13 protein-coding genes are annotated in these 13,475 nt (G+C 62.7%); 2 read left to right on the plus strand and 11 right to left on the minus strand.

Translation table 11 applies throughout. The features are described 5' to 3' along the window. Nucleotides 1-12: 12 nt before the first annotated feature. The 4 genes from ACOSV0_RS15240 to ACOSV0_RS15255 form a co-directional block, all read right to left on the minus strand. Nucleotides 13-762, minus strand: coding sequence for an electron transfer flavoprotein subunit beta/FixA family protein (locus tag ACOSV0_RS15240; protein WP_434106984.1), 750 nt, complete (start codon nt 760-762; stop codon nt 13-15). Between the two features lie 263 nt (nt 763-1,025). After that, the gene (locus ACOSV0_RS15245) at nt 1,026-1,826 is read right to left on the minus strand and encodes a MetQ/NlpA family ABC transporter substrate-binding protein (RefSeq protein ID WP_434106985.1); all 801 of its coding nucleotides are present in this window, start codon (nt 1,824-1,826) and stop codon (nt 1,026-1,028) included. 46 nt (nt 1,827-1,872) lie between these two features. Next, nucleotides 1,873-2,526: a methionine ABC transporter permease gene (locus ACOSV0_RS15250; protein ID WP_434106986.1), complete on the minus strand. Its 654-nt coding sequence runs from the start codon at nt 2,524-2,526 to the stop codon at nt 1,873-1,875. Continuing rightward, the gene (locus tag ACOSV0_RS15255) at nt 2,516-3,550 is read right to left on the minus strand and encodes a methionine ABC transporter ATP-binding protein (protein WP_434106987.1); all 1,035 of its coding nucleotides are present in this window, start codon (nt 3,548-3,550) and stop codon (nt 2,516-2,518) included. Before ACOSV0_RS15255 ends, ACOSV0_RS15250 begins: the two co-directional genes overlap by 11 nt. 251 nt (nt 3,551-3,801) lie before the next feature. Between ACOSV0_RS15255 and ACOSV0_RS15260 the strand changes: the two genes are divergently transcribed. Next, nucleotides 3,802-4,704 (plus strand): lysophospholipase, encoded by a 903-nt coding sequence (locus ACOSV0_RS15260; RefSeq protein WP_434106988.1) that lies wholly within the window; start codon nt 3,802-3,804, stop codon nt 4,702-4,704. 150 nt (nt 4,705-4,854) lie between these two features. Here the strand turns inward: ACOSV0_RS15260 and ACOSV0_RS15265 are convergent, their stop codons facing one another. Both ACOSV0_RS15265 and ACOSV0_RS15270 read right to left on the minus strand, forming a co-directional pair. Then, nucleotides 4,855-5,655 (minus strand): enoyl-CoA hydratase, encoded by an 801-nt coding sequence (locus tag ACOSV0_RS15265; protein WP_434106990.1) that lies wholly within the window; start codon nt 5,653-5,655, stop codon nt 4,855-4,857. 78 nt (nt 5,656-5,733) lie between these two features. Further along, nucleotides 5,734-6,657, minus strand: coding sequence for a histone deacetylase family protein (locus ACOSV0_RS15270; protein ID WP_434106991.1), 924 nt, complete (start codon nt 6,655-6,657; stop codon nt 5,734-5,736). A 283-nt stretch (nt 6,658-6,940) separates the two neighbouring features. On the opposite strand from ACOSV0_RS15270, the gene mltB reads away from it, so the two are divergent. Beyond that, entirely contained in the window at nt 6,941-8,089 is a 1,149-nt protein-coding gene (gene mltB, locus ACOSV0_RS15275) for a lytic murein transglycosylase B (protein ID WP_434110302.1), read from the plus strand. Nucleotides 8,090-8,301: 212 nt separating this feature from the next. Here mltB and cysM read toward each other — a convergent pair whose 3' ends face one another. From cysM to ACOSV0_RS15300, 5 genes are all read right to left on the minus strand, one after another. Continuing rightward, nucleotides 8,302-9,204: a cysteine synthase CysM gene (gene cysM / locus ACOSV0_RS15280; protein ID WP_007180896.1), complete on the minus strand. Its 903-nt coding sequence runs from the start codon at nt 9,202-9,204 to the stop codon at nt 8,302-8,304. A 343-nt stretch (nt 9,205-9,547) separates the two neighbouring features. After that, entirely contained in the window at nt 9,548-9,931 is a 384-nt protein-coding gene (locus ACOSV0_RS15285; RefSeq protein WP_434106992.1) for a ComEA family DNA-binding protein, read from the minus strand. 77 nt (nt 9,932-10,008) lie between these two features. Beyond that, a complete protein-coding gene (gene rfaD / locus ACOSV0_RS15290) occupies nt 10,009-11,001 on the minus strand; it encodes an ADP-glyceromanno-heptose 6-epimerase (protein ID WP_434106993.1) in 993 nt (330 codons plus the stop codon). Nucleotides 11,002-11,047: 46 nt separating this feature from the next. Further along, nucleotides 11,048-12,055, minus strand: coding sequence for a D-glycero-beta-D-manno-heptose-7-phosphate kinase (rfaE1, locus tag ACOSV0_RS15295; RefSeq protein WP_434106995.1), 1,008 nt, complete (start codon nt 12,053-12,055; stop codon nt 11,048-11,050). Further along, nucleotides 12,009-13,424, minus strand: coding sequence for a UDP-glucose dehydrogenase family protein (locus ACOSV0_RS15300; protein WP_434106996.1), 1,416 nt, complete (start codon nt 13,422-13,424; stop codon nt 12,009-12,011). The genes rfaE1 and ACOSV0_RS15300 overlap by 47 nt, the downstream gene beginning before the upstream one ends. Nucleotides 13,425-13,475: the final 51 nt, after the last annotated feature.

Consider the following 13,475-nt stretch of genomic DNA (forward strand, 5'->3'; position numbering starts at 1 on the left):
TCGTCCGTCTCCTCACAGCACCTTGGCTTCGGTCTTCAGCTTCTCGACCAGCGTCTTCACATCCGCCACCTTCACACCGGCGGAGCGCTTGGGCGGCTCGACAACCTTCAGCGTCTTCAGGCGCGGCGTCACGTCGACACCCAAGTCTTCCGGCTTGACGACTTCCAGCGGCTTTTTCTTCGCCTTCATGATGTTCGGCAGCGTCACGTAGCGCGGTTCGTTCAGGCGCAGATCGGTCGTGATCACAGCAGGCAGGCTCAGCGACAGCGTTTCAGCGCCGCCGTCCACCTCGCGCGACACCGTAGCCTTGCCGTCAGCGACAACAACCTTCGAAGCGAACGTGGCTTGCGGCAGATTCGCCAGCGCAGCCAGCATCTGGCCGGTCTGATTCGAATCGTCGTCGATGGCCTGCTTGCCGAGAATGATCAACGAAGGCTGTTCCTTGTCGACCAGCGCCTTCAGCAGCTTGGCCACTGCCAGCGGCTGCAGTTCTTCGCCCGACTCGATCAGGATCGCGCGGTCCGCGCCGATCGCGAGCGCCGTGCGCAGCGTTTCCTGCGCCTGCGTCACGCCTGCCGACACGGCGATCACTTCGGTCGCCACGCCCGCTTCGCGCAGACGCACGGCTTCTTCCACCGCGATTTCATCGAACGGATTCATCGACATCTTCACGTTCGCGATGTCGACGCCCGTGCCGTCCGACTTCACCCGGACTTTCACGTTGTAATCGACCACTCTCTTCACTGGCACCAGGATTTTCATGCACACGCTCCAAAGTTACGAATACGTCAACCCAACGAACATTATAGCGACTGCCTTTTCGCGGCAGCCGTGTCGTGGGCGCTTTAGCAGGAGGATATCGCTCCTCAGCGGCGTGACGGCAATATCGAACGATCGTTCTATTTTAATCTCGAAAAAACCCGGGCGACAACCCCGGGTTCAGACGGACGACTCTAATTTTGCATTGCCGTCGTATCTTGCCAGGCCGACAGCCGGGACAACCGGTCAAAAAACCGGCCGTCAGATCACCAGGCGGTGATCACCGCGCCGCCGAACTTGCTCTCGACGAACTGCTTCACTTCCGGCGAATGATAGGCCGCGACCAGCTTGGCGACCCACGGCTTGTTCCGATCAGCTTCGCGGATTGCGATGATATTCACGTACGGACCTTTCGGGTCTTCGATGGCGATCGCGTCCTGTTTCGGCTTCAGACCGGCTTCCATCGCGAAGTTCGTATTGATCGCGGCGGCGTCCACGTCATTCAGCGAGCGCGGGATTTGCGCGGCGTCGAGTTCGACGATCTTCAGCTTCCTCGGGTTGTCGACGATATCGAGCGGCGTTGCCTTGAGGCCCGCGTCCGCGCGCAGCTTCAGCAGACCCTGCTTCTGCAGCAACAGGAGTGCCCGGCCGCCATTGGTCGGATCGTTCGGCACCGCGATCTTCGCACCCGGCTGCAATTCAGCCAGCGTCTTCACTTTCTTCGAGTAGATGCCCATCGGGTACGTGACCGTATCGGCGACGCGGATCAGCTTGTAGCCGCGATCCTTGACCTGCGCCTGCAAGTACGGGTCATGCTGGTAGCTGTTCGCGTCCAGGTCGCCGCCGGCGAGCGCCGCGTTCGGCTGCACGTAGTCGGAGAACTCGACGACCTTGATGTTCAGACCGTTCTTTGCCGCGACCGTCTTCACGACTTCCATGATCTGCGCGTGCGGGCCGCCGGTGACGCCGACCTTGATCGTGTCTTCAGCGTGAGCCGCCGTGGCGGCAGCGAACAGCGACGCGGCGCCGAGCGTGGCGGCCAGCTTGAGAATAAAACGACGTTGCATGATGGACCTTTTTTGATTCTGCCTGGCGGGTTCCGATGACCCTTGTTTATTTATGGCTCAAACGACGCACGAGCCAATCCCCGAACGACTGCACCAGTTGCACGAAGACGATCAGGATCACCACGACCGTCACCATGACTTCCGGCAAGAAACGCTGATACCCATAACGAATGCCCAGATCGCCGAGCCCGCCGCCACCGATCGCACCGGCCATCGCCGAATAGCCGACCAGCGACACGAACGTAATCGTCAACCCGGCGGCCACGCCCGGCAGCGATTCCGGCAACAGCACCTTGAAGACGATCTGACTGGTGGTCGCGCCCATCGCCTGCGCGGCTTCGATCAGACCGCGATCGACCTCCCGCAACGCGGTTTCGACCAGACGCGCGATAAACGGCGCCGCGGCGATCGTCAGCGGCACCACGGCCGCAGCCGTACCGATCGACGAACCCACTACGAGACGCGTGAACGGAATCACAGCGACCAGCAAGATGATGAACGGCGTGGAACGCACGGCATTGACGATCACGCCCATCACGCGATTCACGGCGATGTTCTGCAACACGCCCTGACGGTCCGTCAGATACAGCAGCACACCGAGCGGCAGACCGACCGCCGCGCCGACCAGTCCGGAGATGCCCACCATCACGAGCGTTTCCCAGAACGACTGGACGAACATATCGAACATTTCACTCAACATACGACAGCTCCTCTACCACCACACCCTGTTCGCGCAGATACGTCAGCGCCTGTGCGACCTTGCCCGGTTCACCGCCCGCGAGCACCGCGAGCGAGCCGAACGCCTGCCCCTGGATCTCGTCGATCTGGCCGTGCAGGATGTTGAAGTCGAGTTCGTAGCGGCGAATCGTTTCCGACAGGATCGGCTGATCGACACCCGAGCCGGTGAACGCCAGCCGCAGCAGATGGCCGCTGCCGATCTTCAGGCGTTCGGCCACGCGCGCTTTCATCGCGGGCGGCAGTTCCTGGGCGATCACGTCGCCGATCAATGCGCGGGTGACTTCGTGATGCGGTTGCAGGAAGACGTCGATGACCTTGCCCTCTTCGACCACACGGCCGGCATCCAGCACCGCGACGCGGTCGCAGACCTGCTTGATCACGTCCATCTGGTGCGTGATCAGCACGATCGTCAGGTTGAGTTCGCGATTGATGCGCTTGAGGAGATCGAGAATCGAGCGCGTGGTTTCGGGATCGAGCGCCGACGTCGCTTCATCGGAGAGCAGCACTTTGGGCTTGCTCGCCAGCGCGCGCGCAATGCCCACACGCTGCTTCTGCCCGCCGCTGATCTGCGCCGGATAGCGATCCTTCTGCGCCGACAGGCCGACCAGTTCGAGCAGCGGCAGCACGTTCGCCTCGATCTCATCGCGCTTCATGCCGGCGAGTTCGAGCGGCAACGCCACGTTCTCGTACACCGTGCGCGACGACAGCAGGTTGAAGTGCTGGAAGATCATGCCGATTTCGCGACGCGCCTCGCGCAATTGCGCGGCGGGCAGCGTCGTCAGATCGCGGCCGTTGACGACGATGTTGCCTTCGCTCGGACGCGTCAGCAGATTGATGGTGCGCACGAGCGTACTTTTGCCCGCGCCGCTGCGGCCGATGATGCCGAACACCTCACCCGCCGGAATCGACAGATTGACGTTGTGCAGCGCTTCGACCCAGCCCCGAGGTCCGGCGAACCGCTGAGAGATATTGCGTATTTCGATCATGGAAAAACGAAACGGCGGAGTTTGCCAACGAGCGTTGTGCGCTCCCGACAAGCGGCCGCCGTTGCTTTTATTGGGATTTGAGCCGGCAATTCTACCGCAGCGTCGTCATTCCCTTTAATAATCAATTACGATCTTTTCATAACCATAAGGAATTAGAGGTGCACCCGGCACGAGAGGCGCACGCTTGCACGCCCGCTGCGACTATGATCTGGCGAACCAGAATCAGGACACGCTCAGGATAAACGGCCGCTATGGAAACAACTCGACCCGGCAATGTACGCCCCGCTGCGGGAACCCCGAAAGGCGGCACCGCGCTGCGCTCCACGGTCACGACGAGCGACGGCGTCGAACTGCCGTTGTATCGCTGGCCCGCCACGGCGCCTTTGCGCGGCACGGTCGCGCTGGTGCACGGGCTCGCGGAGCACGCCGGGCGTTACGCGGCGCTGGCGGATCGGCTGAACCCGGCCGGCATCGAACTCGTCGCGATCGATTTACGCGGACACGGGCACGCGCCGGGCAAACGCGTGTGGGTCGACCGGTTCGACGACTATCTGCTCGACGCCCAGGCTTTGCTCGATGAAGCGGCAACCAGCTGCGCGCCGCTATTTCTGATGGGCCACAGCATGGGCGGCGCAGTCGCGGCGCTCTATGCAATCGAACGGCTGGCGGCGAGCGGACGCCGGCTGAGCGGTCTGATCCTGTCGAGCCCCGCGCTCGCGCCAGGCCGCGACGTGCCGCGCTGGATGCTCAAGATGAGCCAGGTGATCAGCCGCATCTGGCCGACCTTTCCGGCGATGAAAATCGACGCGGCTCTGTTGTCGCGGCTTCAACCGGTGGTGAACGCCAATCGCAACGATCCGCTGGTCCATCACGGGGCGATTCCGGCGCGTACGGGCGCGGAGTTGTTGCTGGCGATGGCGCGCATCGAACGCGGCCGTGCGGGTTTGCGTGTGCCGCTGCTGGTGTATCACGGCACGGCCGACAAGCTCACCGAACCCGACGGCAGCCGCGATTTCGGCGCGCACGCGGGCTCGCCGGACAAGACACTCACGATGCACGAAGACAGCTATCACGAGACGATGAACGACCTCGACCGCGATCGGGTAATCGGGGCGCTGATCGACTGGATCGAGAAGCGCTTGCCCAAAGCCTGAGTGCCGCAAGGCGTTTCGACGACGCAAGCAGGGAATGGCATGAGTCGATGCGCGGACGCTTCAAGTTTCGGCGTCGAAGCGCATTCTGAAGCTCAAGCGTCCGGATAAGTCAGTGCGAGGACCGGCTCCGGCAAGAACGCTTCAGTCCGGCTAGCGCTTCCAGTCGGGCGGGCGTTTTTCGATGAAGGCCTGCACGCCTTCGAGCGCGGAGTCGTCCATCATGTTGCAGGCCATGGTCTGGCCGGCGAGCTGATACGCCGCCTCGATGCCCATTTCGAGCTGGCGATAGAAAAGGCCTTTGCCGACGCTCACGGCTTCGACGGGTTTCGCGCAGATGCTTTTCGCGAGCCGCGCGACCTCTGCGTCGAGCGCGTCTGCCGGAGCGATGCGATTCACGAGGCCCTGCTGCTTCGCCTGGATAGCGTCGATGAAATCGCCGGTCAGCAGCATTTCGAGCGCAGCCTTACGCGACAGATTGCGCGACAGCGGTACCGAAGGCGTCGCGCAGAAGAGCCCCAGGTTGACGCCCGAAACGGCAAAGCGCGCGGTGTCGGCGGCGACCGCCAGATCGCACATCGCGACCAGCTGACAGCCGGCCGCCGTGGCGATGCCATGCACGCGCGCGATGACCGGTTGCGGCAAGCGCTGGATCGTCAACATCAGTTTCGTGCAGCGCGCGAACAACGCCTGGTAGTAAGCCAGCGACGGCGCCGCGCGCATTTCCTTCAGATCGTGTCCCGCGCAGAACGCACGGCCGGCGCCGGCGATCACCACCACCCGCGCTTTGGACTCCGCCAGCGCCGTCAGAGCCGACTGCAACGCATCGAGCAGGGCTTCGGAGAGCGCGTTGAAGGCATCGGGCCGGTTCATCGTCAACCGGACGACGCCCGGGACGCCATAAGCGTCGTGTTCGATCTCGACCAGTGACGCGCTGCGCACATCGGCATTCATGGCTCGGTCCTCGTTGATTTCATGCGGTTCGCGGCGTTCGCGCATGCGACGTCCGCGCAGTTCTCGCGGCGTGGCAACTCAGATCCCGGCCAGCGCGCGCACGTGCGCGACCACGCTGCGCGCCAGCGCCGACAGGTTGTACCCGCCTTCGAGACAGCTGACGATCCGCCCACGTGCATAGCGCTTCGCGATCTCGCCGACCTGGTCGGTGATCCATGCATAGTCTTCCTCGACGAGACCCATGTTGCCGAGATCGTCCTCGCGATGCGCGTCGAAGCCGGCCGAGATGAAGATCATCTCCGGCTTGAATTCATGCAGCCGCGGCAGCCACAGCATATCGACCACTTCGCGCACCGCCATGCCTTTCGAGCGCGCCGGCATCGGCACGTTGCACATGTTGGGCGCCTGATTGTCGGCGCCGGTAAACGGATAGAACGGATGCTGGAAGATGCTGCACATCAGCACACGCGAATCGCCCGAAAAGGCCGCTTCGGTGCCGTTACCGTGATGGACGTCGAAATCGATGATCGCCACGCGCTGCATGCCGTGCACTTCAAGCGCATGGCGCGCGGCGATCGCGACGTTATTGAAGAAGCAGAAGCCCATCGCACGCGCCGGCTCCGCATGGTGGCCGGGCGGGCGCACGCTGCAGAACGCGTTATCGTAACGGCCTTCGATCACGGCGTCGGTCGCGGCCACCGCGGCGCCGGCCGCGCGCAACGCGGCCTGCAAAGTGTGCGGATTCATCGACGTGTCGGGGTCGATTTCGGCGAAACCCTCCGCGGGCGAACGGCTGCGGATGTAATCGACGTGGGCCTGCGTATGCACGCGCAACAGCGCGGCGTCATCGGCGAGCGGCGGCGACTCGCGCTCGATCAGCGAGTCGATGCGGCTTGCGATCAATTGATCTTCGATTGCCTGCAGGCGCGCCGGGCATTCGGGATGCCATTGCCCCATATCGTGCAGCAAACAATCGGCGTGGGAATAAAAGCCTGTTGCCATGATTCTCGTCTGCGGCGCGGCGCTTTCAACGCACGCGCGGCGTGTCTCCGTCCATGGGCGCGCACACTGGGCGCGCCAACATTTGCCAAGTTACCACACGATGCGGCTGTGACGCCGCAGGCACAGTTTTGCAGAAAGCGTCGGGTATACTGCCCCGATCGGTTTTCCCCCTGTCTCTTTCGCACTGCGCCCCTAGCTCACTATGACCGTCAAGCTTGCTCTGTCTGCACGAAACCGGCTACGCATGAAGACCGCGGCCACCGCACTATCCGTCACATCGTGCATGTTCATGGCAACCAGTCCGGCAATGGCGCAAAGCGCCGGGAAGCAGCCCCCGCTGCTGCTCACGCAAAGCCAACCGCAACCGGCGGTGCCGCAAGGGCAAACCTTCGAAGAAGAAATCATCCCGCAGCGCTACGCCAATAACCCGAATGTCGACGCGTTCATCAACGACATGTCGGCGCGCTACGACTTCGACGAAGCCGCCTTGCATGCGTTGTTCGCCCGCGTGAGCTATTCGGCCACCGCGGTCAAGCTCGTCACGCCGTCACCCTCGCCGTCGGTCAAGAACTGGCGCGTGTATCAGTCGCGCTTTCTCGACCAGGTGCGCATCAATGCCGGCGTGCGCTTCTGGCGCGCCAACCAGGCCACGCTGCAACGCGCCTACGAAGAGTTCGGCGTACCGCCTGAAGTGGTCGTCGGCATCATTGGCGTGGAGACGATTTACGGGCGCTTCATGGGTAACTTCCGCGTGCTCGACGCGCTGACCACGCTCAGCTTCGACTATCCGAATACCGCCAATCGCGCGGATCGCCAGGCGACTTTCCGCAAGAATCTCGAAGACTACCTGGTCTGGACGCGCGATTCGCAAATCGATCCGACCACGGTGCTCGGCTCCTATACCGGCGCAATCGGGATTCCGCAGTTCCTGCCGAGCAGCATCGTGCAGTACGCGGTGAGCTATGACGGCAACAAGCAGATCGATCTGCGCACGAGCCAGGCGGATGCGATCGGCAGCGTGGCGAATTATCTGCGCCAGAACGGCTGGGAAAACGGCCGGCCGGTGGTGTGGAAGATCGGCACGGACGCCGGCAGCCTGGGCGTAGCGCAAGCAGCCGCTGACGGCAAGCCGGAGCCGCATTGGCCGCTGGACCAATTGCTCCGCGCCGGGTTGCTGCTGAACGAGCCGGAAATCGATATCGCGTCGGAAGCCGGCACGCCGGTGACGGTGGTCGATCTGCCGTCGCCGGGGCGTGGTACCGAGTACATGCTGGGCCTGAAGAACTTCTATGTGCTCACGCGCTATAACCGCAGTTTCTTCTATGCGCTCGCGGTTTATCAATTGGGCGAGCGGGTCAAGGCTCAGATGGAAGCCAGCGACGCGGCGAACGCCAGTAGCAATGCGGCGGCGCCGGGTGCGGCTTCGCAATGAGCTGAGCGGTGGCGGTGGCGGTGACGGTGACGGTGACGGTGACGGTGACGGTGGCGGTGGCGGTGGCGGCGATTGTCAGGCCAGGCACCGGGTTGCCAGACACTCGCCGCATCGCGAACGGCTAGCAAGCGACACAAAAAAAGCGCCGGTTAAACCGGCGCTTTTTTATTGGCTGACTCAGATCGAGCGCCACTCAATGCACCGCGGCACCATCAAGCAGGGAACACACCCGTCGACAGATACCGGTCACCCCGATCGCAGACGATAAACACGATCGTCGCATTCTCGACCTGGCGCGCGACGCGCAGCGCCACCTCACAGGCCCCGCCCGACGAGATGCCGGCGAAGATCCCTTCGACCGAGGCCATGCGCCGCGCCATTGCTTCGGCTGCGGCCTGGCTCACATTCTCGACGCGGTCCACGCGGCTACGATCGAAAATCTTCGGCAGATAGGCTTCCGGCCATTTGCGGATGCCCGGAATGCGCGAGCCCTCTTCCGGCTGCGCGCCGATGATCTCGATCGCCTGATTCTGCTCCTTCAGATAGGTGGACACGCCCATGATCGTGCCGGTCGTACCCATCGACGAAACGAAATGCGTGATACGCCCTTCCGTATCGCGCCAGATTTCCGGGCCGGTGCCTTCGACGTGCGCAGCCGGATTGTCCGGGTTCGCGAACTGATCGAGGATGATGCCCTTGCCTTCGCGCTGCATCTGCTCGGCCAGATCGCGCGCGTATTCCATGCCGCCCGTTACCGGCGTCAGCACGATCTGCGCGCCATAGGCAGCCATGCTCTGACGGCGCTCCACCGACAGGTCTTCCGGCATGATCAGCACCATCTTGTAGCCACGGATCGCTGCCGCCATGGCCAGCGCGATGCCGGTGTTGCCGCTGGTCGATTCGATCAGTGTGTCGCCCGGCTTGATGCGCCCGCGAGCTTCGGCTTTCTTGATCATCGACAGCGCCGGGCGGTCCTTCACCGAACCCGCAGGATTGTTGCCCTCGAGCTTCGCAAGGATCACGTTATTGCGGCTGCGGATCTCGTCGTCAGGGAGACGGACGAGTTGCACGAGCGGCGTATTGCCGATCGTATCTTCAATCGTTTTGTAAGCCATATCGGTTCAGGAGCTGTCGATGCGCGGAGTCTTCAATCCATCGATTCTAAACCACCGTGCGCGCGACTGCCGTGCGGCCCTTCTGCCCGCATGGATGCAGGCGCCGACAGGCGTACGCATAGGGTGCCCGCTCGCAGCGCAAAAGGCAGTGCCAGAAGCAGCGTACAAGCCACGCACAAACCACATCGAAGCAACGCAAAAAGCCCGCGGCTGAGAACCGCGGGAGCCAGTCATCTGCATGACAGCTGAAGGAGCGTTCTTACCACTCCGACCATGAAGGGGAACGACGGTAACGGATCGTGCGCGCGAAGCGACCCGCCTCGCGCGCACGATCCGCGTCAGGCTATTTCTTCACCGCCACAGTGGCGTTGCTCTTTTGGGTAGCAGCCGCATTGGCGCCATTGCCCGCAGCGGGCGCGCCCTTGCTCTGTGCAGACGCCGCAGCCTGCGTGTTAGCAGCCGCGCCAGCCGGACCGACAGCGAGACCCTCCGCCTGCAGGCGCTCGACGGTATGCCCGCCCATGCCTTTGACACGCTTGCCGAGATCGGACGGGTCCTTGAATGGACCATGCGCTGCACGCTCTTCGAGAATGGCCTTCGCTTTGGCAGGACCGATGCCCTTGACGCCGCGCAGCGCGTCTTCGTTAGCCGTGTTGACGTCGACCGCCGCATACGCGTGGCCGAAAGCGGCCAGCATCGCCGCGGTAACCAGAATTTTTCGAAACATATGGAATCTCCCTCGTACAACCGGTTGGCGATCATCACCAACCGGGAGATTCCAGTTTAAAGAGGTATCCGAAAGATTTACACCTGGCCGAATAGCCAACGTACGTAGCGATCGACGCCTTCCTGCACGCTCAGAAACGGCGCATCGTAGCCGGCCGCGCGCAGTTTCGACTGATCCGCTTGCGTGAAGCATTGGTACTTGCCGCGCAATGCATCGGGGAACGGAATGTATTCGATCAGCCCGCGCTGCACCTGCTCCGCGAGCGAGAGCGGGGCTTCGTTGTTCAACGTACGCAGCGTGTTGACCACCGTGCTCGCGATGTCGTTGAACGGTTGCGCGCGGCCGCTGCCCAGGTTGAAGATGCCCGACTTGTCCGGATTGTCGAAGAAGAACAGGTTCACCTTGACCACGTCTTCGACGGAGACGAAATCGCGCGTCTGCTCGCCGGCGGCATAGCCGTTGTATTCGCCAAACAGCTTGACCTTGCCTTCAGCCCGGAACTGGTTGAAGTTGTGAAACGCCACCGACGCCATGCGCGCCTTGTGCGTTTCGCGCGGCCCATACACGTTGAAATAACGGAAGCCGGCAATCTGGCTTTTCGCGCTAGGCAGCACGCGGCGAATCACCTGGTCGAACAGGAATTTCGAGTAACCGTACACGTTCAGCGGCTGCTCGACTTCGCGCTCTTCGACGAAGCGGCTCGAACCGCCATACGTTGCCGCCGAAGACGCGTACAGAAACTGGATGTTCTGCGCGAGGCAGACATCGAGCACGTCGCGGCTATAACGGAAGTTGTTATCCATCATGTAGCGGCCGTCGGTTTCCATCGTGTCCGAGCAGGCGCCTTCGTGGAAAATCGCGCGCACTTTGCCGAAGTCGCCGCGCTTGAAGCGCTCGACGAATTCGGTCTTGTCGAGATAATCGTCGATCTCGCAGTCGACCAGGTTCTTGAACTTGTCCGCGCGCGTGAGATTGTCGACGGCGATGATGCGTTGTTCACCGCGCTCGTTGAGCGCCTTCACGAGATTGCTGCCGATAAAGCCGGCCGCGCCGGTGACGATGAGGGTCATGATGATCCTGCGGTAATGAGCTTGGCATGGGACCCAACGGCCCGCATCAATGAAAAAGTTCGTCGTAGTCGACGGTGGCGGTCCCGAGTTTGCCGACCACGATACCCGCCGCGCGATTCGCAAGCCCGACCGCCTCGACCAGCGTCAAACCCGCGCCGAGCATGGCGGCGAGCGTGGCGATCACGGTGTCGCCCGCGCCCGATACATCATACACTTCGCGCGCAACGGCCGAGGCGTACAGGATGCCGTCGTCGGAGAAGAGCGTCATGCCCTCTTCCGAGCGCGTCAACAGCAACGCCTTGAACTCGAGATCGGCGCGAAGTTTAGTCACGCGCGCAACGAGATCTTCTTCGGATTTCCACTGGCCGACCACCTCGCGCAACTCGGCGCGATTCGGCGTGATCAGCGTAGCGCCACGATAGCGCTCCCAGTCGTCGCCCTTCGGATCGACCAGCACCGGTTTGCCAGCTGCATGCGCCTTGGCGATCATCTGCGTGACGTGCGTGAGACCACCCTTCGCGTAATCCGACATCAGGATCACGTCGTGCGACGGCAACAGGTCGTCGAAACGCGCGAGGCCCGCAAGCAACACCTCGTGGGCCGGCGAGTTTTCGAAGTCGACACGCAGCAACTGCTGCTGACGCGACAGCACACGCAGTTTGATGGTGGTAAGCAAATCCGGATCGCGTTCCAGATGCGGCACGACGCCGCTTTCACCGAGCAGTTGCACGATGCGCTCACCAGGCTCGTCATGGCCGACCACGCACAGCAAACCCGCTTGCGCGCCGAGCGCAACCGCATTGCGCGCGACGTTCGCGGCACCGCCGAGGCGGTCTTCCTGGCGCTGCACATGTACGACCGGCACCGGCGCTTCCGGCGAAATGCGATTCACGTCGCCGAACCAGTAGCGATCGAGCATCACGTCGCCGACCACCAGCACGCGCGCCGCGCCGAGGCGTTCGCGCGGCACCACGGTAAGAGCCGCCATGGGCGTGGACTGAGCAGCCTCAGGCATGACTGGCGCCACCGGCCGAAAATTCAGAGGACTGGGCATAAGGTCTTCCGATCGAGTGATAGTCGATGCCGAGCTCGGTCATCGCGTCCGGCTCGTACAGATTGCGGCCGTCGAAAATCAGCGGTGACTTCAGCACCGATTTCAGGTGCAGGAAATCCGGGCTCTTGAATTCCTTCCATTCGGTGACGACCACCAGCGCGTCGGCATCGGTCAGCGTTTCTTCCTGGGTGCTCGTGAACGTGAGACGCGCGTGCTGCTCCGGCGCATCGTGCAGATCCAGGGCGAACACGCGGCGCGCTTCGGCCACCGCGACCGGATCGTACGCGCGAACCTGAGCGCCACGCGCCAGCAATTCGGCGATCACGCGACGGCTCGGCGCCTCACGCATGTCGTCGGTATTCGGCTTGAATGCGAGGCCCCACACGGCGAACGTGCGGCCGCTCAGATCTTCGCCGAGTTTGCCCGTGATCTTTTGCACCAGCACGTCTTTCTGCTTGTAGTTCACTTCCTCGACCGCTTCGAGGATGCGCAGATTGTGGCCGGTTTCGGCGGCGGTGCGGATCAGCGCCTGCACGTCCTTCGGGAAGCACGAGCCGCCGTAGCCGCAGCCGGCATACAGGAAGTGATAGCCGATGCGCGGGTCCGAGCCGATGCCGCGGCGCACCGCTTCGATATCCGCGCCGACCCGATCCGCCAGGTTCGACATCTCGTTCATGAACGAAATGCGCGTGGCGAGCATCGCATTGGCCGCATATTTCGTGAATTCAGCCGAGCGCACATCCATGTACAGCGTGCGGTCGTGATTGCGGTTGAACGGCGCGTACAAACGCTTCATCAGTTCGCGCGCGCGCATGCCGGCTTCGTCTTCGTCGCTGCCGATCACGATGCGATCGGGGCGCATGAAGTCGTCGACCGCCGCGCCTTCCTTCAGAAACTCAGGGTTGGACACCACCGAGAAACGGTGCTGCTCGCTATTGGCGAGGCCGCGTTTGGCCAGTTCTTCTTCGACCACCGCGCGCACACGTTGCGCCGTGCCGACGGGCACCGTCGATTTGTCGACGATCACCTTGAAGCCATTCATCGTGCGGCCGATGTTGCGCGCCGCCTCGAGCACATATTGCAGATCGGCCGAGCCGTCTTCGTCCGGCGGCGTGCCGACGGCGATGAACTGCACTTCGCCGTGCGCTACGCTCGCTTCGATATCCGTCGAAAACGTGATGCGGCGCGCCTTGCGCGTGCGGGCGATGATTTCCAGCAACCCCGGCTCGTGGATCGGCACGCCACCGTTGTTGAGGATTTCGATCTTGCGCGGATCGACGTCGAGACAGAACACGTCATGGCCGATTTCGGCGAGGCACGCGCCGGTGACGAGGCCAACATAACCCGTGCCGATAATGGTGATTTTCATACGCTTTCCGGTAGAAGGTTCCGGTGAGGGTTTCTCGTAGTGAACAAGGCC

This window comes from Paraburkholderia caffeinilytica (assembly GCF_051027425.1).
Taxonomy (GTDB): domain Bacteria; phylum Pseudomonadota; class Gammaproteobacteria; order Burkholderiales; family Burkholderiaceae; genus Paraburkholderia; species Paraburkholderia caffeinilytica_A.

Bases quoted from the DNA above. Each gene is read 5' to 3' on its own strand.
- ACOSV0_RS15240 (WP_434106984.1), bottom strand. From the start codon at position 762: ATGAAAATCCTGGTGCCAGTGAAGAGAGTGGTCGATTACAACGTGAAA.
- ACOSV0_RS15245 (WP_434106985.1), bottom strand. From the start codon at position 1,826: ATGCAACGTCGTTTTATTCTCAAGCTGGCCGCCACGCTCGGCGCCGCG.
- ACOSV0_RS15250 (WP_434106986.1), bottom strand. From the start codon at position 2,526: ATGTTGAGTGAAATGTTCGATATGTTCGTCCAGTCGTTCTGGGAAACG.
- ACOSV0_RS15255 (WP_434106987.1), bottom strand. From the start codon at position 3,550: ATGATCGAAATACGCAATATCTCTCAGCGGTTCGCCGGACCTCGGGGC.
- ACOSV0_RS15260 (WP_434106988.1), top strand. From the start codon at position 3,802: ATGGAAACAACTCGACCCGGCAATGTACGCCCCGCTGCGGGAACCCCG.
- ACOSV0_RS15265 (WP_434106990.1), bottom strand. From the start codon at position 5,655: ATGAATGCCGATGTGCGCAGCGCGTCACTGGTCGAGATCGAACACGAC.
- ACOSV0_RS15270 (WP_434106991.1), bottom strand. From the start codon at position 6,657: ATGGCAACAGGCTTTTATTCCCACGCCGATTGTTTGCTGCACGATATG.
- mltB (WP_434110302.1), top strand. From the start codon at position 6,941: ATGTTCATGGCAACCAGTCCGGCAATGGCGCAAAGCGCCGGGAAGCAG.
- cysM (WP_007180896.1), bottom strand. From the start codon at position 9,204: ATGGCTTACAAAACGATTGAAGATACGATCGGCAATACGCCGCTCGTG.
- ACOSV0_RS15285 (WP_434106992.1), bottom strand. From the start codon at position 9,931: ATGTTTCGAAAAATTCTGGTTACCGCGGCGATGCTGGCCGCTTTCGGC.
- rfaD (WP_434106993.1), bottom strand. From the start codon at position 11,001: ATGACCCTCATCGTCACCGGCGCGGCCGGCTTTATCGGCAGCAATCTC.
- rfaE1 (WP_434106995.1), bottom strand. From the start codon at position 12,055: ATGCCCAGTCCTCTGAATTTTCGGCCGGTGGCGCCAGTCATGCCTGAG.
- ACOSV0_RS15300 (WP_434106996.1), bottom strand. From the start codon at position 13,424: ATGAAAATCACCATTATCGGCACGGGTTATGTTGGCCTCGTCACCGGC.